Raw genomic sequence first — 21,647 nt, forward strand, 5'->3', positions numbered from 1 at the left:
CGATCCTTGCGATGCCGGCCAGCGGTTGCTGAGGGCTGAGAGGGCAGGTGATGGACCCCCGCCTTCGCGGGGGCACACGCAATTTATGTTTGGAGATTAGAAAATGACCCTTCGCCGCGCCGCCATCGTCGCCCCGATCCGCACCGCCGTCGGCAAGTTCGGCGGCTCGCTGTCCTCCATGACCGCCGGCGCCCTCGGCGCGGTCATCCTGAAGGCGCTCGTGGAGCGCACCGGGATCGACCCCGCGCGGGTCGATGACGTCGTCTTTTCGCAGGGTTATGGCAATGGCGAGGCGCCAGCGATCGGCCACTGGTCGTGGCTCGCCGCCGGCCTGCCGCTCGACGTGCCGGGCTATCAGCTCGACCGCCGCTGCGGCTCGGGGCTGCAGGCGGTCGTCAACGCGGCAATGATGGTCCAGACCGGCATGTCCGACGTCGTCGTCGCGGGCGGCGTCGAATCGATGTCGAACGTCGAGCATTATTCGACCGATATCCGCAAGGGCGTGCGGGCGGGCAATCTGACGCTACACGACCGCCTGACGCGCGGGCGGCTGATGTCGCAGCCCGTCGAACGCTTCGGCGTCATCACCGGGATGATCGAAACCGCCGAAAATCTCGCCAAGGATTATGACATCAGCCGCGAGGCGTGCGACGCCTATGCCGTGCGCAGCCACCAGCGCGCCGCCGCCGCCTGGGCGAATGGCCTGTTCGATGACGAGCTGGTCCCCGTCTCGGTCCCGCAGAAAAAGGGCGACCCCGTCGTCTTCGCGCATGACGAGGGCTACCGCGCCGATGCGACGCTGGAATCGCTCGGCAAACTGAAGGCGCTCGAAGGCGGCGTCGTCACCGCGGGCAACGCCAGCCAGCAGAATGACGCCGCCGCCGCGTGCCTCGTCGTCGCCGAAGACAAGCTCGACGAACTCGGGCTCGAACCGATCGCCTGGTATCACAGCTCGGCCGCAGCGGGCTGCGACCCCAGCCGCATGGGCATCGGCCCCGTCCCCGCAGTCGAACGCCTCTTCGCGCGTAACGGCCTCGGCTGGGGCGACATCGACCTTGTCGAACTCAACGAAGCCTTCGCGCCGCAGGTGCTCGCCGTGCTCAAGGGCTGGGGCTGGAGCGAGGACGACAGCCGCAACGAAATCCTCAACGTCAACGGATCGGGCATCTCGCTTGGCCACCCGATCGGCGCGACCGGCGGGCGCATCCTGGCCAATCTGACACGCGAACTGGTCCGCCGCGACGGCCGATACGGCCTTGAAACCATGTGCATCGGCGGCGGCCAGGGCATCGCCGCGATCTTCGAGCGCGCGGTTTGACCGTGACAGCGGTCGATGAGAAACCGGCGGCCAGCTTGAACACGACCCCTTCTCCTCGTCACCCCGGACTTGATCCGGGGTCCATGACAACGGCGCCGCAATGGACCCCGGATCAAGTCCGGGGTGACGATGGGAAAGGGAGCAGGCTCTGACGATGCGCGCCGATCTCACCAAAGCGCTTGCCGCCGCACAGGCCTATCGGAGCGCTGCGCAAGCGGCGCTGACCGAGAGGCTGGCTGCGCGTCCGATCGACAGCGAGCAGCGCGCGGCGCATGGCTTCGCGTGGGTCGCGACGACGGTCGCGGCGCTCGAAGCGACACTCGACTGGCTCGACGCTGGCAAGGGCGCAAACCCGCTCGACGCGAAGATCGCCACCCTCGCTTTCGCCGAAAGCATCGGCCAGCTCACCGGCGGCCTGCCGATGAGCCAGAACGAGATTTTCCGCCCCGCCGATCTTGGCCTCGGCGCTGCGGCGCGCGTGCTCGCCGACGCCTGCGCGAACCTGCTCGACGCCGACCATGCCGCCACCCGCGCTGAGGTCGCCGCCGCGCTAGCGGAAAGTCAATGGCCAAGCGAGACGCTCCACGACGCCGACCTCGACGCGATCCGCGACCAGTATCGCCGCTTCACCGACGCCGCGATCATCCCGCACGCGCATAGCTGGCACCTCGCCAATGAGCTGATCCCCGATGCGACGGTTCAGGCGATGGCTGAGCTAGGCACCTTTGGCGTCTGTATTCCCGAGGAATTTGGCGGCCTCGGCCTCGGCAAGCTCGTCATGTGCATCGTCACCGAGGAACTATCGCGCGGCTGGATCGGTACCGGTTCGCTCGGCACCCGGTCCGAGATCGCGGGCGAGTTGATCGTTCATGGCGGCACCGATGCGCAGAAGGCCGAATGGCTGCCCCGGATCGCCAGCGGCGAAATCCTGCCGACCGCGGTGTTCACCGAGCCCGACGTCGGCTCGGACCTCGGCGCACTCCAAACGAAGGCCCGCCGCGAGGGCGACCATTGGGTCATCGACGGCGCCAAGAACTGGATCACCCACGCCGCGCGTTCGGACCTGATGACGTTGCTCGCGCGCACCCTGCCCGACGCCAAGGGCTATGCGGGCCTCTCGATGCTGCTCGTCCCCAAGCCGCGCGGAACCGAGGCCGATCCCTTCCCCGCCGCCGGCATGACCGGCAGCGAGATCGAAGTGCTCGGCTATCGCGGGATGCGCGAATATGCGCTACAATTCGACGCCATGACCGCACCTGCCGATGCGCTGCTCGGCGGCGAGGAAGGGCAGGGCTTCAAGCAGCTCATGCGCACCTTCGAGGGCGCGCGCATCCAGACCGCCGCGCGCGCGGTCGGCGTCGCGCGCCGCGCGCTCGAACTCGGGCTCGACTATGCGCGCACCCGCAAGCAGTTCGGCAAGACGATCGTCCATTTCCCGCGTGTTTCGGACAAGCTGGCGATGAGCCTCGTCGACTTCGTGATGGCGCGCGAACTCAGCTACGCCGCCGCGCGGGCCAAGGATAGCGGCAAACGCTGTGACATCGAAGCCGGTATGGCAAAGCTGCTCGGCGCGCGCGCCGCCTGGGCGAACGCCGACGCCGCGCTGCAAATCCACGGCGGCAACGGCTATGCGCTCGAATATGAGATCAGCCGGGTGCTCTGCGATGCCCGCATCCTCAACATCTTCGAGGGCGCGGCCGAGATTCAGGCGCAGGTGATCGCGCGCGGGCTGACCGGAGGACGCAATTGATGAATGATTGGAGTGCCTGGATCGGCCGCGAGGATATCCGCCACGATCATGTCGATGCCGGCGCAGTCAAACGCTGGCTCGCGACGCTCGACCGCGCCGCGCCCGCCGACGACAGCATTCCGCAAGCCTATCACTGGTGCCTCTGCCTCCCCGACGCGCCTACCGCGATCCTCGGCGCCGACGGCCATCCGGTACGCGAGGACAGCGACGACAGCTTCCTGCCCCCCATCCCACTGCCGCGCCGCATGTGGGCCGCAAGCAAGGTCGAATTTCTCAATCCCCTGCGCCCCGGCCAGTCGGTGATGCGCAGCTCGCGTGTCGCCGCGATCACCGAAAAGCAGGGCGGCAGCGGCACGCTCGTCTTTGCCGAGGTCGCGCACGAAACGCATGGCGACGGCGAACTCGCGGTGCGCGAGACGCAGACCATCGTCTTCCGCGAACCCGCGCCCGCCGGCGCCCCACCAGCCCCGCCGCCGGGCGAGGGCCGCTTCGATCCCGCGGGCTGGGACGCGCACCGGATGCTTGTGCCGTCGGAGGCGCTGCTGTTCCGCTACTCGGCGCTGACTTTCAACAGCCACCGCATCCACTACGACCTGCCTTATGCGACCGAAGAAGAGGGATATCGCGGCCTCGTCGTCCACGGCCCGCTCACCGCAACGCTGCTTCTCGACCTCGCGGCGCGGCACTTCGGCGACAACGCCCTCACCCGCTTCGATTTCCGCGGCACGTCTCCGGCGATCTGCGGCGAAGAATTGCATCTGGCGCTGCGCGGCGACGATGATGCCATCGTCCTTGGTGCCTTCGCGAGCGACGGACGACAGGTGATGGCCGCGAGCGCCGCCCGCTAACTCAGGCGCGGCGCCCCCGGCCTCCCGCGCTATCTCCCGCAACCTTTGTCGCGCGATAATCGCGTTTCGGCGCAGCGCAGGCGCGCCGCCGGCCAATTACGCCCACAGCGGCAAGGCAAAGCACGATACTCCGTTATCCTCTCCCTCCCCCCTTAGGGAGGTGCGCCGGCGGCCCCATCCGCCGGCGCAAATTTTTCAGCTTTCGCCGAACAGGTCGCGCTGCGCCTCTTCGAGCGCTTCGAAATAGCGGCGCCGTGCATGTTTTTCGGTGACGACGCCGATCACCTTTCCGCCATCGTCGACCACCGCCAGTTCATCGGCCGAGGCGGCATCGAAGGCTGCGATCATCGCCTCGACCCCGGTTGCGGGGTGCAGCGTGTCGTCGGTGAGCGTCGCAAGGCTGGCGATCGGGGCATCACCCGCAATGTCGGGATGATAGGCCGCGGCTGTGACGACGATTCCGCCATAGCGGCCCTCGCCATCGGTCAGCACCGCCTTGGCCGTCGAACCGAGCGGCACGCGCAGGCGGAAATCGGCGACGGTCATGGCGGCGGGGACGGCCGTCCAGTCGGTGCGCATGATCCGTCCGGCGGTGAGCGTCAGCAACCGGCCGATGTCGCGCGGACTGCGGATCTTCGAGCCGCGCAAATGCAGGCGCCAGGTCGAGAAGCTGTAGCCGAACCATTCGCGCGTCAGCGCGCTCGACACCAGCGTCGCGGTCAGCACCACGCCCATCAGCGCGAAATCATGCGTCGTCTCGAGCATCAGCACCGCGAGCGTCATCGGCCCGCCGACGACCGAGACGCTGAGCGCCGCCATGCCGACCAGCGCCGCGTCATTGGGATCGAGCGCGATGCCGAGGGGGCTCATGTTGACGAGTCCCGCGAAGATCTGTCCGATCAGCGAGCCCAGGAACAGCGAGGCAAAGAACAGCCCGCCGCGAAAGCCGAAGCTGAGCGACACGACCGACGCCGCGATCTTGAGCAGCAGCACGATGGCGAGGAAGGACAGCGCCGGGCGCAGCACCAGATCAAGGTGCAGCGCGCCATGCCCCGCCGACAGCGTCTGCGGCGACACCAGCGCCAAGGGGATCAGCAGCAAGCCGCCGATAAGCGGCCGCCAGCCTGCGATCCTTTGCCATCCCTGAACGCGAATTTCGGCGAAGGTGACGAGCCGCATGATGAGGATGCCGAACAGCGCGGCAACCAGCCCGAGCAACGCATAGGCAAGATAGTCGGCGGTCGAAAAGGCGCGGTCGACAGTCGTCGCGATCAGATAGGGATCGACGCCGAGCGCGCGGCTGACGAACACGGCCGACAGCGCCGCGACCATCACCGGGGCGATCGCGGCGGGGGTATAATTGCCGATGACGATCTCGAACGCATAGAAGGCGCCGGTCAGCGGGGCGCCGAAGGCCGCGCCGATCGCCCCGCCCGCCCCGGCGCCGACCAGCGTGCGCAGATCGTTGCGGCGCAGTGCGAACCACTGGCCAAGCTGCGAGGCGAAGCCGCCGCCCATCTGCGCATAGGCGGCCTCAAGCCCCACCGACGCGCCCGCACCGTTCGAGATGATCGTCTGCGACGCGATCACCAGATTGTCGGCAAAGGGAATGCGTCCGCCATGCAGCGCGTTCGCCTCGACCACGTCGACGGGCATGCGCTTGCGGTTGCGCAGGCCGCGCGCGAGCAGGACGAGCAGAAGGCCGCCGATGGGCAGCGCGACCAGCTTCCACGGATGATGGATCTCGCCGAGCGCGCTCAGCCGGTTGATCGTGACGCCATAAAGAAGCTGCTGGATGCCATGCGCCAGAAATTGCTGGATGTTCGTCAGCACCCCCGCCGCCAGCCCCGCCAGCGCGGCGAGCAGGATGAACGCCGCCTCACTCTCGCGCAGCCGCCGACGCTGCCGCGCGGCGGCGATCAGCAGACGGGTTTTGCGTATCCGGAACACGTCGGCGCTCCAAGCGCGGCGGCGGCTCCGGGTCAAGTGTTAAGCCGCTTCGTCCCCGTGACATGCCTCGCACAGCGCCGCGATGATGCGCTGCATCTTGGCGTCGGACAGGCTATAATAGCGCGTCTGCGCCTCGCCGCGCGCCGACACGATACCCTGGTCGCGAAAGCGCGCCAGATGCTGCGACACCGCCGATTGCGACAGCCCGCTGAGCTCGGTGAGTTCGCCGACGGACACTTCGCGCTCGTCCATCTGGCACAGCATCAGGAGCCGCTCGGGATGCGCGAGCAGCTTGAGATACTCGGCCATCTCGCGCGCATCGCGCTTCAGGATCGAAAGGTCGGTCGGCTTGGTCATGGGGAGAGGGTTCCTTCACGGCCATCGTCGCGCAGGACGATGTAAATCGCGGGAATAACGAGCACGGTGAGCAGTGTCGAGGAGGCGAGTCCGAAGAGCAGCGAAATCGCAAGGCCCTGAAAGATCGGGTCGGTCAGGATCGTCGCCGCCCCGATCATCGCCGCCGCCGCCGTCAGCACGATCGGCTTGAAGCGGATCATCCCCGCTTCGAGCAGCGTATCGCGCAGCGGTTTGCCCTCGCCTTTCGCATGGTTGATGAAGTCGACCAGCAGGATCGAATTGCGCACGATAATCCCGGCCAGCGCGATGAAGCCGATCATCGATGTCGCAGTAAAGGGCGCGCCGAACAGCATATGCCCCAGCACGATACCCACGAGGGTCAGCGGGATCGGCGTCAGGATCACGAGCGGAATCTTGAAATTGCGGAACTGCCCGACGACCAGGACATAGATGCCCAAGAGCGCAACCATGAAGGCGGCGCCCATGTCGCGGAAGGTCACCCAGGTGATCTCCCACTCGCCGTCCCACAACAGGGTCGGCACCTGTTCATCGTCGGGCTGACCGTTGAAGCGGACCACCGGCTTTTCCATCCCGTGCGCCTTCCAGTCGAACGCCTCGATCGCATCGTCGACTGCGAAGATGCCATAGATGGGCGCTTCATATTCCCCCGCCAGTTCGGCGGTGACCATATCGGCGGCGCGGCCGTTGCGGCGGAACAGCGCGGGTGATCCCGCCTCCTCGCGCGCATCGACGATCTCGCCGAGTTGGACGAGCCGCCCGCCCGGCCCCATCGTCGCGACCGGCGTCGCGGCAAGGTCGGCGCTCCAGCTGCGCTGCGACTGATCGAGCGCGATGCGGATCGGCAGCGGGTCACGCCCGTCGCCGCGCGGCGCATAGCCGACGGTCTGCCCGCCCAGCAGCGCGCCGATACTGTCGAAAAGCTGGCGCTCCGAAATGCCATAGGCGTCCATCCGCGCCCGATCGGGTATCAGCCGCAGCCGCGGGCGCGGGACGCCGAAACTGTTATCGACATCCACCACATAGGGGACGGTGCGGAACAGCGCCTCGACCTGCGCGGCGGTCTTGCGCCGCGTCGCTTCGTCGGGACCATATATTTCGGCGAGCAGCGTCGCGAGCACCGGCGGCCCCGGCGGGGTTTCGACGACCTTGATCGACCCACCGGCGGGCAGCGGCAGCGCTTTCTTCAGCCGCTGGCGCAGATCGAGCGCGATGGCGTGGCTCGACCGGTCGCGCTCGCCCTTGGGCGCCAGCGTCACCATCAAATCGCCCATCTCGGGCCGATTGCGCAGGAAATAGTGCCGCACGAGGCCGTTGAAATTGAACGGCGCCGAGGTGCCCGCATAGGCCTCCATCGACTTCGCCTCGGGAATCTGCCGCACCACCGCCGCGGCGGCGTCGAGCGTGCGCCCCGTCGTCTCGAGCGACGTGCCCTCGGGCATGTCGAGGACAAGCTGCACCTCCGACTTGTTGTCGAAGGGCAGCAGCTTCACCGTCACCGCCTTGAAATAGAACATCGAGCAGGCGACGAGCGTCGCGGCGCCGACGGCAATCAGGAAATTGCGCGCGCTCTTGCGATCGCGGATCACGCGGATGGCGACGCGGCCATAGACCGCGCCGAGCTTGCCCCCGCCCGCATGGTCGTGCGCGCCTTGCGCCAGCGTATCGCGCGCAAAGCGCACCATCAGCCACGGCGCGATGATCATCGCGACGAAGAAGGAAAAGAGCATCGCCGCCGAGGCGTTGATCGGGATCGGCGCCATATAGGGGCCCATCAGTCCCGATACGAACAGCATGGGAAGCAGCGCCGCGACGACGGTCAGCGTCGCGATGATCGTCGGATTGCCGACCTCGGCGACCGCATCGACCGTCGCGTCGATCCGGCTGCGCCCGTCGGCCATCGCCCAGTGGCGCGCGATATTCTCGATCATCACGATCGCGTCATCGACCAGGATGCCGATCGAAAAGATCAGCGCGAACAGGCTGACGCGGTTGATCGTGAAGCCCATGATGTTCGACGCGAACATGGTGAGCAGGATCGTGGTCGGGATGACCACCGCCGTCACCCCCGCCTCGCGCCAGCCGATCGCGAAGCCGATCAGAATGACGATCGACACCGTGGCAAGTCCGAGGTGGAAGATCAGCTCGTTCGCCTTTTCATTGGCGCTTTCGCCATAATTGCGCGTCACCGCGACCTCGACGCCCGGCGGGATCAGGCTGCCGCGCAGCGCCTCGACCCGCGCGACCACAGCGTCCGAAACATTGACGGCATTGGCCCCCGAACGCTTCGCGATCGCCAGGCTGACCGCGGGCGCCATCGACCAGCGATCGCCCGCGCCCTTGGCCCAGCGCCATGCGCGCGCCTGATCCTCACCCGGCCCCTGCGTGACCGTCGCGACATCGCGCAGATAGACGGGATTGCCGTTGGCGGCGCGCACCGTGATCGTCGCCAATTGCTCGGCGCTGCGCACCGTCTGTCCGGCAACGACGGCGGTCGCCGCGCCGCCCTCGCGCACCGTCCCGAGCGGGAAGCTGCGGTTTGCCTGCCCCACCGCATCCATCAGCGCGCCGAGCGAGACGCCATGCGCCGCGAGCTTTGCCGGATCGGGAACGACTCGAAGCTGTTCCTCCTGCCCGCCGGTGATGAAGGTCAGGCCGACATTGTCGACCTTCGCAACCTCGGTCCGCAAGCGAGCGGCGAGCGACCGCAGCGCCTGCTCGTTCCAGTCGCCGCGCGCGCCGGCCTTGGGCGACAGTGTCAGAACGACGATCGGCACATCGCTGATCCCGCGCACCGTCACCTGCGGCGGCTGGATGCCCTGCGGCAGCTTGTCCATATTCGCCGACAGCCGCTCGTTGATGCGGATTGCGGCGTCGTCGGGATCGGACCCGACCAGAAAGCGCGCGGTGACCATCACCCCGTCGTCTTCGGCCTGGGTATAGACATGTTCGACGCCGTCGACGCTCTTGACGATCGTCTCCAGCGGCTTGCCGATCAGCTCGACCGCATCGCTCGCGGACAGGCCGGGCGCCGCGACCATCAGGTCGACCATCGGCACGCTGATCTGTGGCTCCTCCTCGCGCGGGATCGTCATGATCGCGAGCAGCCCCACCATTATGGCGGCGAGCAGCATCAGCGGCGTCAGCGGACTGCGGATCGTCGCGCGCGTCAGCCGCCCCGACAGGCCTAGGCTCATTTGCCTGCCGCTCCGCGCGCCACCGCGATCAGCGTGTCACCCTTGGTGGCGCCCGACAATATCTCGACCCGCGCCGGATCGTCGGTCGGCGCGATCTGGACGGGCACTCGCGACGTCGCATCCTTGCCGACGATGATCGTCACATAGTCGATGCCATAGCTGGTTTCGACGAAGCGGCGCGGAACGACCAGCGCCTGCCGCTCGCCGACCGCAACGCGCGCCGTGACGCGGCGACCGACCATCGTGCTGGCAAGTCCGGGGATCGGAACGTCGGCCGACATCTGCCCGCCGCTGACCGCGGGATAGACGCGGCCGACGCTGGCGCGCGGCGGCGCCGCGCCCTTGTCGTCCGAAAGCCCCGTCGCCAGCACCGCGCTACCGACATGAACCTTGTCGGCCAAGGTTTCGGGCAGTTCGAGGCGCAGGACCATCGGTCCCGAGGTGATCGTCGCGATCGACGTGCCGGGCGCCACCGCCGAACCCGCCGGAACCTGCGCGATCAGCACGCGCCCTGCCGAGGGGGCGACCACCGCGCCCTGCCCGGCGACCGCACCGACCGCCGATTGCTGCGCCCGCGCCGCCGAAACCTGTGCCCGCGCCGCGCGCGCCTGCGCCTCGGCCTGATCGAGCCGCGCCTGCGCATAGACGCCATTGGCATGGAGGTAGCGCACGCGCTCCAGTTCGGCATCGGCCTGTGCGGCCTGCGCCTGCGCCGCCGCCGCCTGCGCGCCATAGGCCGCGCCTTCATAGCCGAGCCGGCTGTCGACGACGCGTCCGATCACCTGTCCCTTGCGCACCATGTCGCCTTCGCGGACGGTCAGGCCGTCGAGGATGCCGGGAATGCGCGCGCGGGCGTCGGCCATGTCGACGCTCGTTACCAGCGCGCCAACATCCTTCCAGTCGGTGATCGTCACCGGCTGCAACGCCAGCCTTTCGCCCGCGACGGCTGCGCTCTTTTCGGCGGGCGCGCTCGTCTCGCCGCCACAACCACCGAGCGACAGCGATGCGGCGAACAGGGCGCCGGTGAGCAGCGCAGAGGTGAGCAGGGATGATGGGCGCATCGTCAATTCCCCGTCACGACCGGCAGGCCGGCCGCGCGCCAGGCGCCCATGCCGCCCGCAAGATGGGTGTCGATGTCGGGCCGCCCCGCCGCCGCCTTGTCGAGCGCCATCGCCGAACGGCGACCCGCGGCGCAGGTCAGGATCACAGGCTTACCGCCAGCGGGAAGCGCGCTCGCCTGAAAGCGCGACAGCGGCATCGACAGCGCGCCCGCGACATGCCCGCTCGCAAACTCGTCGGCCTCGCGGACATCGACCAGAATCGCCTCGCCCGCCGCCAACATCGCGGCAAGCGCGTGCGGCGTGACTTCCTTGTGCGCCGGACGGCGAAACAGGCTCAGCATGGTCAAAATCTCCTTGCGCGGACCCGAGCGGTGGCGGGTTGATTAATTCAGCTATTGCTAATATTATTTAAATCTAATATGAAGGTCAACAGATATTGCACTCGATCCTTCTGGGTCGCCCCAAATCGAGTGCGGTCGCGATGCGGAGGCACACCGTCCGCCCCGCATCGCGGCCACCCCCAGGGAAAGCCGGCGGCGCCCCACGCGCGCCGGAGCAAGGAGAGAGAAGATGTCGTTACCGCGGATCGTCGTTCTGGGTGCCGGACTCGGCGGCACTATCGCAGCTTACGAGATACGGGAGGCTTCCAAGGGCAAGGCCGAGGTGATGGTGATTTCCGATCAGGAAAATTACTGGTTCGTCCCCTCCAACCCCTGGGTCGCGGTGCGCTGGCGCGAACCCGAGGCGATCTGCGTTCACCTGCCCCCCGTCATGAAGCGCAAGGGGATCGATTTCACCGCGGTCGGCGCAAAGCGCGTCCACCCCAAGGAAAATCAGGTCGAGCTGAACGACGGCGCCTTCGTCGATTATGATTATCTGGTCATCGCGACCGGGCCGAAACTCGCCTTCGACGAGATCGAGGGCTTCGGGCCGGAGGCGAACACCGTATCGGTATGCGCGACCGATCATGCCGCCGCCGCGGCCGATGCCTTCGACCGCTTCTGCGAAAACCCGGGGCCGATCGTCGTCGGCGCCGCACAGGGCGCCTCCTGTTATGGGCCGGCCTATGAATTCGCGCTGATCCTCGACACCGAACTCAAGCGCCGCAAGCTGCGCGACCGGGTGCCGATGACCTTCGTCACCGCCGAACCCTATATCGGCCATCTCGGCCTCGATGGCGTCGGCGATACCAAGAGCCTGCTCGAAAGCGAGCTGCGCAACCGTCACATCAAATGGATCACCAATGCGCGCGTCACCAGCTTCGAAGCCGGCATGGCGCATGTCGAGGAAGTCGCCGAGGATGGCAGCGTCAAGGCCAAGCACGACCTGCCCTTCGGCTATTCGATGTTGTTGCCCGCCTTTCGCGGCGTCGATGCCGTCTTCGGCATCGAAGGACTGACCAATCCGCGCGGCTTCATCATCGCCGACAAGCATCAGCGCAATCCGACCTTCGCCAACATCTATTCGCTCGGCGTCTGCGTTGCCATCCCGCCGGTCGGCCCGACCCCGGTCCCGGTTGGCGTCCCCAAGACCGGCTTCATGATCGAATCGATGGTCACCGCGATCGCGCAGAATCTGAAGCTGGAGCTCGCCGGTCAGCCGCCGAAGCATGAGGCGACGTGGAACGCCGTCTGTCTGGCCGACTTCGGCGACGGCGGCGTTGCCTTTGTCGCGCAGCCGCAGATCCCGCCGCGCAACCTCAACTGGTCGTCGTCGGGCAAATGGGTCCATCTCGCGAAGATCGGCTTCGAAAAATATTTCCTGCGCAAGGTCCGCAAGGGCGAGAGCGAGCCCTTTTACGAAAAGCTCGCGATGCATGCGCTCGGGATCAAGAAACTCCGCTTCTGACGAAAGGAAGACCCATGAACCTCGATCGTGCCGTTTTGCGCTTCGCGGGCGTCGTCGTGCTGACAAGCGTGCTGCTCGCCTGGTTTGTCCATCCCTGGTGGATCGGACTCGCCGCCTTTGCCGGGCTCAACATGATCCAGGCAAGCTTCACCGGCTTCTGTCCCGCCGCGGCGATTTTCAAGCGGCTCGGCGTGCGGCAGGGAGCCGCCTTTAAGTGAAACGCGCCGCGACCCTGCTGACGGCGGCATGCCTTGCCGCGCTCGCGCTGCCGCAACCCGCGGCGGCGCAGGATCTGGCGACCGCCATCGCCGACGCGCGCACGCACTCGCCTGCGCTCGAAGCGGCGGCCGCCGATGCCGATGCCGCCGCCGCGCGGCTCGCGCAGGCGCGCGCCGCCGCCGGTCCCACCGCCAGTGTCGAGGGCAGCGTCGGCACCGGCCGGCTCGACCCCGGCGGCTATTTCGGCCTGACCGCGCAGAGCGTAACCCCCAGCGCCGTGCAACTGGTCGGCGAATACCCGCTCTACGCCGGTGGACGGATCAGCGCCGCGATCGATCAAGCCGCAGCGGGCAGCCGCGCCGCGACGCTTGGCAAGGATATGGCGCGCCAGAATCTGACCCTTGCGACCGTTGGCGCCTATGCCGAAGTGCTCACCGCGCGCGATCTTGTCGCGAGCTATGGCAAGCTCGTCGATGCGCTGGGCGAGATCGTTCGTCATACCGGCCTGCGCTACGACGTCGGCGATGCGACGAGCAGCGAGGTCGCGCAGGCGAAAGCACGCCGCGCCGAGGGACAGGCCGGTCTCGTCCAGGCCCAGGGCCGCCTCACCGCCGCGCTCGCCCGCCTCGAGCGGCTGACCGGCAAGCCTGTCGGCGATCTCGCCCCCCTGCCCCCGCGCCCCGAGGTTCCCGCGACGCTCGGCGAAGCGGTCGAGGCGGCGGTCGCCGCAAACGTCCTGCTCGCGCAGGCCGACGCTGGCGTCGACGGCGCTGCCGCGGGGGTACGCGCCGCCAAGGCGACCAACCGCCCGCAGCTCGGCGTCTTTGCCGAGGGCGCGCGGATCCGCGACCAGTTTTTCCCCGACTATCGCGCCGACAGCGTCACCGTCGGGCTGCGCGGGCGCTGGACCTTCTTCGACAGCGGCGCGGGCAGCGCGCGCGTCCGCGAGGCGCAATCGAAACTCTCGGCCAGCGAAGCGCGGCTGCGTCAGGCGCGCGACGACGTCACCCAGGCGGTGATCGAGGCGTGGAGCGGGCTCGACAGCGCCGAACGCGCGCTCGATGCCGCGCGCGATGGCGACGCCGCGGCGCGCGAGGCGCTACGCGGTACCCGCCTCGAAGTGCGTTCGGGCGCCCGCCCCCCGCTCGCCGAGCTCGATGCCGAACGCGAAGCGATCACCGCGACCGCACGGCTCGCCGAAGCGCAGGCATCGGTGCAGACCGCGGCGTGGCGCCTCCGCCTGCTCTGCGGTATCGAATAGGCCTCCTCCTCCACTGGACAAACGGCGCCGCCTCACTATATTAGTTTTATCTAATATTTTAAACGAAGGAATGATCGCATGGACGACCTTCACCGCGATTCCGCCGCCGCGCTGATCGCCAAGGCGCGCGCAACCGGCCGTATCCCCGTCGTCAAAAGCTTCTTCGACGAACCGACCTTCACCGCGACGCACGTCGTCCACGACCCCGCGACGCGCAAGGCGGCAATCATCGATTCGGTGCTCGATTTCGACCAGCCTTCGGGCCGCACCAGCCACGCCTCGGCCGACGCGATCGTCGATTATGTCCGCCGCGAAGCGCTGACCGTCGAATGGCAGATCGAAACCCACGCCCACGCCGACCACCTCTCCGCTGCCCCCTATCTGCAGGCGAAGCTCGGCGGCCAGATCGTCATCGGTCGGCATATCGAAACGGTGCAGACGGTGTTCGGCGCCATTTTCAACGAAGATGAGCGCTTCGCGCGCGACGGCTCGCAGTTCGACCGGCTGATGGCCGACGGCGAGCGCTTCATGCTTGGCGAGATCGAGGGAATGGTGCTCCACACCCCCGGCCACACGCCGGCGTGCATGGTGTGGATCATCGGCGATGCGCTGTTCACCGGCGATACCTTGTTCATGCCCGACTATGGCACCGCGCGCGCCGACTTTCCCGGCGGCGATGCGCGCACCCTCTATCGCTCGATCCAGCGCTTGCTGTCGCTTCCCGGCGAAACGCGGCTGTTCCTCTGCCACGACTACAAGGCGCCGGGTCGCGACAGTTTTGCCTGGGAAACGACGATCGCGGCCGAGCGCACCGCGAATGTCCATGTCCACGAAGGCGTGGACGAAGATCAGTTCGTCGCGATGCGCGAGGCGCGCGACAAGACGCTGTCGATGCCGCGGCTGATCCTCCCGTCGATCCAGGTCAATATGCGCGCCGGTCATTTCCCCGAACCCGAAGCGAACGGCACCCGCTATCTGAAGCTGCCGCTCGACACACTCTAGGATCGCGCACGCAATGACCGACCCCATGACGCTCAGCCTTGCGCAGATGATCCTCGGCGCCCTCTCCGGGGTGCTTGTCGGCTTCACGCTCGGGCTGGTCGGCGGCGGCGGGTCGATCCTGGCGGTGCCTCTGATGGTCTATCTCGTCGGAGTGCCGCAGCCGCATGTCGCGATCGGGACCGCAGCACTCGCCGTCGCCGCCAATGCGGCGGTTGGGCTGACCAACCATGCGCGCGCTGGCAATGTGCGCTGGCCGTGCGGGCTGACCTTCGCCGGCGCCGGGATCGTCGGCGCCTTCGTCGGATCGACCCTCGGCAAGAGTTTCGACGGCGCCAAGCTGCTCTTTCTCTTCGCGCTGCTGATGGTCCTCATCGCGGTCATCATGCTGCGCAAACGCGGCCAAGTCGGCGATCCCGCGGTGCGGATCAGCCGGGAAAATGCGCCGCGCCTGCTCGGCTACGGCCTCGGCAGCGGAGCGTTCAGCGGCTTTTTCGGCATCGGCGGCGGCTTTCTGATCGTCCCCGGCATCGTCGCTGCGACCGGAATGCCGATGATCAACGCGGTCGGCACCTCGCTCGTCGCGGTAACCGCCTTCGGGCTCACCACCGCCGCCAACTACGCCTGGTCGGGCCTCGTCGACTGGCAGCTTGCGGGGCTGTTCATCGCGGGCGGCGCGCTGGGAAGCTGGCTGGGGCTGAAGGGCGCGCAGCGCCTGTCGGCCCGAACCGGACGGCTCAACACGCTGTTCGCGCTGCTCGTCCTCGTCGTCGCGGCCTATATGCTCTACCACAGCGCAGGGGCCATGTTCGGCTGAGCGCATATCACATTTACACGATATTATGAATTATATATGATCACTGTTGAGCGAGAGGAAGCTCCCAGAGGAATCCCGATGCCCGACAACAGCGACAACCGGCCCGCTGCGCGCCCGATCCGCATCGGCGACACCGCGCCCGATTTCATCGCGCGCAGCACCGCCGGACCGGTGCGGCTCAGCGATTATCGCGGCCGATGGCTGCTCTTCTTTTCGCACCCCGGCGATTTCACCCCTGTCTGCACCAGCGAATTTCTGGCCATCGCACGCGCAGCCGATCGCTTTGCCGAACTCGATTGCGCGCTACTCGCCCATTCGATCGACAGCCTTTTTTCGCACCTTGCATGGATCCGCGCGCTGCGCGACGACTTGGGCGTTGCCATCCCCTTCCCGATCGTCGAGGATCCCTCGCTCGAAATCGCGCACGCCTTCGGCATGGTCGACGCCCAGTCCTTCAGCGCCGCGACGGTGCGCGCGGCCTTTGTCATCGATCCCGACGGCGTCGTTCGCGCGCTGACCATCTATCCGCTGACCGTCGGCCGCTCGGTCGACGAGATGCTGCGCACCGTCGCGGCGCTCCAGCGCACGAGCGACGGGTCGGCGATGACGCCCGAAGGTTGGCAGCCCGGCGACGACCTCCTCGCTCCCCCCGAACTCGCCGCCGAAGGCGTGCTCGCGGCCGACAACCCGACCGGCTGGTTCTACACGCTCGCGAAGGATGCCAGGGCGCGATGACCGGCGAGGCGCTCATCGACGACGATCTGGTCGAACTGCTGCGCGTCCTCGCGCATCCGGTGCGGCTCAAGCTGATCTTCGCCGTGCGCGATCAGGAGCTTGCCGTGGGGCAGATCGAAAGCGCGACCGGCATCGGCCAGCCGCTGCTCAGCCAGCAACTCGGCGTGCTGCGCAACGCGCGGATCGTCGAAACGCGGCGCGAGGCGAAGCAGATTTTCTACCGCCTGAAACCCGAAGCACTCGCGCCCGTCCGCGCGCTCGCCGACCAGTTCGGCGCCAGTCCCACCGCGACGACGAGCACCCGCGACGCCTCCGCCAGCGCCGCCCATTTCGCGAGAATTTTGCGCTAGCCCCGATCCCCGTCGATCTCGATCTGCCCCGTGGCAAGCGCCCGCATCGCGGGCCGATGGCTGACGAGGATCAACCCGCTTCCCGTCTCCGCAAACCAGCCCCCCAGCCGCGCGATCAGCCGTGCTTCGGTCGCGCCGTCGAGCCCTTCGCTCGGTTCGTCGAGCAGCAGGAACGGCCGCCGCGCCAGCAACGCCCGCGCCAGCGACAGGCGTTTGCGCTGCCCCCCTGACAGCCGCGCGCCATCGTCCCCCAACCAGCAGTCGAGCCCGCCGGGCAATTGCGCGACGACATCGTCGAGGCAGGCGACGACCAGCGCCGCCTGCATCTCGTCGCGCGTGATGCCCGGCCGTGCGAGCGACAGATTGTCGGCCACACTGCCCGCAATCATCGCCGCATCCTGCGCCGCGAGCGCGAACAGCGACCGCCGCGCCGCGAGCGGCAAGCCTGCCGCATGCAATCCGCCGATCCGCACATCTTCGGGCGCATCGTCGCGCAGCCCCGTCAGCGTTTCGAGCAGCCGCGTCTTGCCGCTCCCCGACCGCCCGGCGAGCAGAACGCGGTCGCCCGGAACAATGCGGTGCAGGGCGCCCGCGACCGCCAGTTCGACGATCGGCTGCGCCGGCGCGCCGTCGCTCGCCGGGGCGGCGGCGTCCGGAAACATCGCATCGAGCCGTGCGCGCGCACCGCGGCTCTTCCAGCGTTGAATGTCGAGCCGGGCGAGACCGCCGACGATCTCCATCGCGGCGGTCGCAGCAAGCGCTGCGAGCGCGACAACCGGGGCGCTAGCGGGCGACAGCGCGACGATCGCGGCCACCGCCGCACCGGTCAGCCCCCAATGCACGATCGACACCAGCGTGTCGGCGCCGGCCATCGCCGCACGGGCGCGGTGGAGCGGCGCTTCGGCCGCCGCGATTGCCGCCCGCACGTCGGCGGCAAGCCCATAGACCGCAATATCGTCGCCCCCGGCCGCCAGTTCGACATAGCATCGCTTGAGCGCACCGAGCGCTGCGCTTTCGGCGTCGAGCGCAGGGGCGATCCGATCGCGCCCGATCCGGCGCGCCACCGCAAAACTCGCCCCGGCGGCGAACAGCAACGCCGTCGCGGCCGCCCAGCCCGCGAGCGCCATCAGCAGCATCGTCCCCGCCAGCGTCGCAATGCCCGACGGCACCAGCGTCGTGCGCAGCAGCGCCTCCTCCAGCGTTTCGACATCGCCGCCCAGCCGCGCCGCAACATCGCCGCGATTATGGAGCAGCGCCGTCGCCGGCGGCGCCGCGATCAGCCGCGCGAACAGGGCGGCGCGCACCTCGGCGAGGGTGAACAGCATCGCCTGATGACTGAACAGCCGCTCGCCATAGCGCGACAGCGTCCGCAGGATCGCCAGCCCGCGGATGGCGGCGCTGGGCACCAGATAATTGAACGCCTTGACCGCCGCCGCGCCGGTCAGGCCGGCAATCGCCGCGCCGGTCAGGAACCAGCCCGACACCGCGAGCAGGCCGATCGCCGACAGCGCAGCGGCCGCGGCTGCCGCCATGCCGAGCAACACCGCGCGGCGCTGCCCCGCGCGCGCGGATCGGAGCAATGCCGCGATCATCCGATTTCTACCAAGCTGTCCGCCGCACCGATCAGCGCCGGATCGTGCGTCGCCGCGACGATCGTCCGGGTCGTCGCAGCGGCCTGCAACACCGCGACGACGCGCGCGGCACTCGCGGCGTCGAGGTCGGCAGTCGGCTCGTCGAGCAGCAGCAGCGGGCGGGGCCACAGCAGCGCGCGCGCCAGCCCGATCCGCCGCCGTTCGCCGCCCGACAACCCGCTGCCGCGGTCATCGACAACCCAGTCGATCCCGCCGCCGCGCGCGGCAATCAGCGCCGAAAGACCGAGCGCGTCGAGTTCGGCAATGATCGCAGCATCGCGCGCATCAGCCTCTCCGGCGAGCAGATTGGCGCGGAGACTCCCGGGCAACAGCAAGGGCCGCTGCCCTGCCCAGCCACACAGCGGAGCAAGCGCGCGCGGGTCGATCGCGGCATCGTCGGCGTAAAGGCGGCCCGACTCCACGGGCACCTGCCCGATCAACGCGCGGAGGAGGCTGGTCTTGCCCGATCCGCTCGGCCCGACGATCAGGTGAAGGCCGGGGCCGGTCCAGCGCGCGCTGATCGGTCCGATCGCCGCGCCTTCGGGGTGCCGGACGACCAGCGCGTCGACCACCAGAACCTCCGGCGCGCTTTTCGCCGGCGAAGCAACCGTGGGAACCCCCGTCGGCGCCTCCGCGGCGGCAAGCGCCGCCAGCGCCGCTTCGCCTTGCTGCTTGTCGTGATAGGCGGCGGCCAAACGGCGCATGCCGAGATAAAATTCGGGCGCGAGCGCAAGAACGTAAAAGGCTTCGGCGAAGTCGAGGCTTTCGGGCGCGCGAAAGGGCAGCAGGCCGAGCAGCGAAAAGCCGCAATAGACCGCGACGAGCGCGACCGCGAGCGCGCTGAAAAATTCGAGGATCGCGCTCGATGCAAAGGCGATGCGCAGCACGCCCAGCGTCCGTTCCGCCAGATCGCGCGCCGCCCCGCCGATCTGACGCGTGACACGATCCTCGGCGCCATAGGAGAGGATCAGCGGCAGCGCGCGCACCCGGTCGACGAACAAGCCGCCGAGCCGCGACAGCGCGCCCAGCTGCGCCTCGCTCGCCCGCGCCGCGGCGCTGCCGGCGAGCGCCATGCCGATCGCGAAGGGCAGCAGCGTGCCGAACAGGATCGCCGCGGCGACGCCGCTCGCAGGCAGCGCCGCCAGCGCGATCAGCAGCGGGGAAAGCATCGCGGCACGGCGCAGCGGCAGGAAACGCGCAACATAGGGCTCGATGCGGTCGATCGCGGTTACCGCCAGTTCGGCATCTTCACCAATCAGGCGTCCGCGCCCCGCCGCGCTCACCATCAGCGCGGGCGCGACGCGCGCGCGCAGCTCGGCGGCAAAGCGCGCGGCGTGGCGCAGGCCGATCGCAAAGGCGCCGCCCTGCAAAGCGCCGCGTGCCAGCGCCGCGCCAACCAGCAGCAGCATCCACGCCCAGCCCGCAATGCCGAAGCCCGCGTCGCCCCCTCCGCCGCCGCGAAGGTCACGCGCGACGTGGAGCGCCAGCAATTGCGCGAGCGCGAGCGCGAAGAGCACCGCGGCCACGGCATCGCCAAGCCAAGCGGCCAGGGCACCGCGGCTGGCGGCGGGAGCTGCAGATGTGGCGTTATCTCTACTTGACATTTTTCTAATATTCACACATTCCCATATTCATTAAATGACGATGCCGCAAGCCGTGCGGTACCCCGCCGAGTCGCTGTTCAGGAGTGGCGCCATGGACCTGGCCGTAGTCGAATTATCCCGCCTGCAATTCGCCCTTACGGCGATGTACCATTTCCTCTTCGTTCCGCTGACGCTGGGGCTTTCCTTCATGCTGGTGATCATGGAGAGCATCTATGTCATCACCGAAAGGGAAATCTGGCGTACCATCACGCGTTTCTGGGCCCGCCTGTTCGGGATCAACTTCGTCCTCGGGGTCGCGACCGGCCTGACGATGGAGTTCGAATTCGGGATGAACTGGTCCTATTATTCGCACTATGTCGGCGACATCTTCGGCGCGCCGCTCGCGATCGAGGGGCTCATGGCCTTTTTCCTCGAGGCGACCTTCGTCGGGCTGATGTTCTTCGGCTGGGACAAATTGTCCAAGCAGCTCCATCTCCTCGTCACCTTCCTCGTCGCGCTGGGTTCCAATCTTTCGGCGCTGTGGATCCTGATCGCCAACGGCTGGATGCAGAATCCGGTCGGGTCGCGCTTCAATCCCGACACGATGCGCATGGAAGTCGTCGACTTTTATTCGGTGCTGTTCAACCCCGTCGCGCAGGCGAAGTTCGTCCACACGGTCAGCGCCGGCTATGTTACCGCCTCGGTCTTCGTTCTCGGCATTTCGGCTTGGTATCTGCTCCGCGGCCGCTACACCGCACTCGCGAAGCGCTCGCTGACCGTTGCCGCGGCCTTCGGCCTCGCCTCCTCGCTGTCGGTGGTCGTCCTCGGCGACGAATCGGGCTATGCGCTCACCGATCATCAGAAGATGAAACTCGCCGCGATCGAGGCCATGTGGCACACCGAAAAGGCGCCCGCCGGGCTCACCCTCTTCGGCCTGCCGTCGGTCAAGGACCGCGAGACGCGCTATGAAATCAAGATACCCTATGTCCTCGGCCTGATTTCGACGCGCAGCCTGACCGGGCAGGTTCAGGGGATCAACGAACTGGTCCTCCACGCGCAGGAACGCATCGAAAGCGGCAAGCTCGCCTATGGTGCGCTCGAGGATCTGAAGGCCGATCGCACCAACGCCGCCGCGCGCGCGACCTTCGAGGCGAACCGCAGCAACCTTGGCTATGCGATGCTGCTCAAGCGTTATGTCCCCGATCCGCGCAACGCGACCGCCGACCAGGTCATGCAGGCGGCGTGGGACACGGTGCCCAACGTCCCGGTCACCTTCTGGCTGTTCCGCCTCATGGCGGGGCTCGGCTTCTTCTTCATCGGCTTCTTCGCCCTCGCCTTCTATTATGCGACGGTGCGACGCTTCGATGTGAAGTGGTTCCTGCGCGCCGCGGTGATCATCATGCCGCTGCCGTGGCTGGCCGCCGAAATGGGCTGGGTGCTCGCCGAATATGGCCGCCAGCCATGGGCCATCGAGGGCGTGCTGCCGACCTTCCTCGGCGCATCGAGCCTGACGGTGGCGCAGGTCTGGACGACCATCGCGGCGTTCACCCTGCTCTATAGCGCGCTCGCTTTCATCGAGGTGCGGCTGATGCTCGCGGCGATCCGCAAGGGCCCCGAGTCCAAGCGCGGCCGCGACCTTGCCTCGGGCATCGAACCCACCGACGCGGGCTATGCCCCGCTGCCGGCCGAATAAGGAGGATCAGAC

The 21,647-nt window shown here is 67.9% G+C and carries 18 protein-coding genes; 11 read left to right on the plus strand and 7 right to left on the minus strand.

What is annotated here, in order from left to right:
* Window positions 1-103 precede the first annotated feature (103 nt).
* The 3 genes from EBMC1_RS09625 (at window position 104) to EBMC1_RS09635 (ending at window position 3,916) form a co-directional block, all read left to right on the plus strand.
* The gene (locus EBMC1_RS09625; RefSeq protein ID WP_003044326.1) at window positions 104-1,318 is read left to right on the plus strand and encodes an acetyl-CoA C-acetyltransferase; all 1,215 of its coding nucleotides are present in this window, start codon (window positions 104-106) and stop codon (window positions 1,316-1,318) included.
* A 154-nt stretch (window positions 1,319-1,472) separates the two neighbouring features.
* Window positions 1,473-3,068, plus strand: a complete 1,596-nt coding sequence (locus EBMC1_RS09630; RefSeq protein ID WP_003044328.1) for an acyl-CoA dehydrogenase family protein — start codon at window positions 1,473-1,475, stop codon at window positions 3,066-3,068.
* A complete protein-coding gene (locus EBMC1_RS09635) occupies window positions 3,068-3,916 on the plus strand; it encodes an FAS1-like dehydratase domain-containing protein (RefSeq protein WP_003044332.1) in 849 nt (282 codons plus the stop codon). Before EBMC1_RS09630 ends, EBMC1_RS09635 begins: the two co-directional genes overlap by 1 nt.
* A 195-nt stretch (window positions 3,917-4,111) precedes the next feature.
* On the opposite strand, the gene EBMC1_RS09640 is transcribed toward EBMC1_RS09635, so the two are convergent.
* Genes EBMC1_RS09640 through EBMC1_RS09660 form a run of 5 tightly spaced genes read right to left on the minus strand, consistent with a single transcriptional unit; the run spans window position 4,112 to window position 10,840 of the window.
* Window positions 4,112-5,866 carry a chloride channel protein gene (locus tag EBMC1_RS09640; RefSeq protein ID WP_051066403.1) on the minus strand — a complete coding sequence of 585 codons (1,755 nt, stop codon included), beginning with the start codon at window positions 5,864-5,866 and terminating at the stop codon, window positions 4,112-4,114.
* Between the two features lie 39 nt (window positions 5,867-5,905).
* On the minus strand, window positions 5,906-6,223 hold the full coding sequence (locus tag EBMC1_RS09645) for an ArsR/SmtB family transcription factor (RefSeq protein WP_003044338.1): 318 nt from the start codon (window positions 6,221-6,223) through the stop codon (window positions 5,906-5,908).
* The gene (locus tag EBMC1_RS09650; protein ID WP_003044340.1) at window positions 6,220-9,438 is read right to left on the minus strand and encodes an efflux RND transporter permease subunit; all 3,219 of its coding nucleotides are present in this window, start codon (window positions 9,436-9,438) and stop codon (window positions 6,220-6,222) included. The genes EBMC1_RS09645 and EBMC1_RS09650 overlap by 4 nt, the downstream gene beginning before the upstream one ends.
* Window positions 9,435-10,499 carry an efflux RND transporter periplasmic adaptor subunit gene (locus EBMC1_RS09655; protein WP_003044343.1) on the minus strand — a complete coding sequence of 355 codons (1,065 nt, stop codon included), beginning with the start codon at window positions 10,497-10,499 and terminating at the stop codon, window positions 9,435-9,437. The genes EBMC1_RS09650 and EBMC1_RS09655 overlap by 4 nt, the downstream gene beginning before the upstream one ends.
* A gap of 2 nt (window positions 10,500-10,501) precedes the next feature.
* Window positions 10,502-10,840, minus strand: coding sequence for a rhodanese-like domain-containing protein (locus tag EBMC1_RS09660; RefSeq protein WP_003044346.1), 339 nt, complete (start codon window positions 10,838-10,840; stop codon window positions 10,502-10,504).
* Window positions 10,841-11,069: 229 nt separating this feature from the next.
* Between EBMC1_RS09660 and EBMC1_RS09665 the strand changes: the two genes are divergently transcribed.
* From EBMC1_RS09665 to EBMC1_RS09695, 7 genes are all read left to right on the plus strand, one after another.
* A complete protein-coding gene (locus tag EBMC1_RS09665; RefSeq protein ID WP_003044349.1) occupies window positions 11,070-12,347 on the plus strand; it encodes an NAD(P)/FAD-dependent oxidoreductase in 1,278 nt (425 codons plus the stop codon).
* 14 nt (window positions 12,348-12,361) lie between these two features.
* Window positions 12,362-12,565, plus strand: coding sequence for a YgaP family membrane protein (locus EBMC1_RS09670; protein ID WP_003044352.1), 204 nt, complete (start codon window positions 12,362-12,364; stop codon window positions 12,563-12,565).
* Complete coding sequence (locus EBMC1_RS09675; protein WP_003044355.1) at window positions 12,562-13,827, plus strand: TolC family protein; 1,266 nt, start codon at window positions 12,562-12,564, stop codon at window positions 13,825-13,827. The genes EBMC1_RS09670 and EBMC1_RS09675 overlap by 4 nt, the downstream gene beginning before the upstream one ends.
* A gap of 78 nt (window positions 13,828-13,905) precedes the next feature.
* Window positions 13,906-14,829, plus strand: a complete 924-nt coding sequence (locus EBMC1_RS09680) for an MBL fold metallo-hydrolase (RefSeq protein WP_003044358.1) — start codon at window positions 13,906-13,908, stop codon at window positions 14,827-14,829.
* Window positions 14,830-14,842: 13 nt separating this feature from the next.
* Window positions 14,843-15,643, plus strand: a complete 801-nt coding sequence (locus EBMC1_RS09685) for a sulfite exporter TauE/SafE family protein (protein WP_003044361.1) — start codon at window positions 14,843-14,845, stop codon at window positions 15,641-15,643.
* A gap of 78 nt (window positions 15,644-15,721) precedes the next feature.
* The gene (locus EBMC1_RS09690) at window positions 15,722-16,378 is read left to right on the plus strand and encodes a peroxiredoxin (protein WP_003044365.1); all 657 of its coding nucleotides are present in this window, start codon (window positions 15,722-15,724) and stop codon (window positions 16,376-16,378) included.
* Window positions 16,375-16,728, plus strand: coding sequence for an ArsR/SmtB family transcription factor (locus EBMC1_RS09695; protein WP_003044368.1), 354 nt, complete (start codon window positions 16,375-16,377; stop codon window positions 16,726-16,728). The genes EBMC1_RS09690 and EBMC1_RS09695 overlap by 4 nt, the downstream gene beginning before the upstream one ends.
* Here EBMC1_RS09695 and EBMC1_RS09700 read toward each other — a convergent pair.
* Both EBMC1_RS09700 and EBMC1_RS09705 read right to left on the minus strand, forming a co-directional pair.
* Complete coding sequence (locus tag EBMC1_RS09700) at window positions 16,725-18,320, minus strand: ATP-binding cassette domain-containing protein (RefSeq protein WP_003044371.1); 1,596 nt, start codon at window positions 18,318-18,320, stop codon at window positions 16,725-16,727. The genes EBMC1_RS09695 and EBMC1_RS09700 overlap by 4 nt on opposite strands.
* Window positions 18,317-19,963, minus strand: coding sequence for an ATP-binding cassette domain-containing protein (locus EBMC1_RS09705; protein ID WP_040590032.1), 1,647 nt, complete (start codon window positions 19,961-19,963; stop codon window positions 18,317-18,319). The genes EBMC1_RS09700 and EBMC1_RS09705 overlap by 4 nt, the downstream gene beginning before the upstream one ends.
* Window positions 19,964-20,054: 91 nt before the next feature.
* Between EBMC1_RS09705 and EBMC1_RS09710 the strand changes: the two genes are divergently transcribed.
* Window positions 20,055-21,635: a cytochrome ubiquinol oxidase subunit I gene (locus EBMC1_RS09710; protein ID WP_003044376.1), complete on the plus strand. Its 1,581-nt coding sequence runs from the start codon at window positions 20,055-20,057 to the stop codon at window positions 21,633-21,635.
* Window positions 21,636-21,647: the final 12 nt, after the last annotated feature.

It is taken from the genome of Sphingopyxis sp. MC1 (assembly GCF_000371385.1).
GTDB lineage: Bacteria > Pseudomonadota > Alphaproteobacteria > Sphingomonadales > Sphingomonadaceae > Sphingopyxis > Sphingopyxis terrae.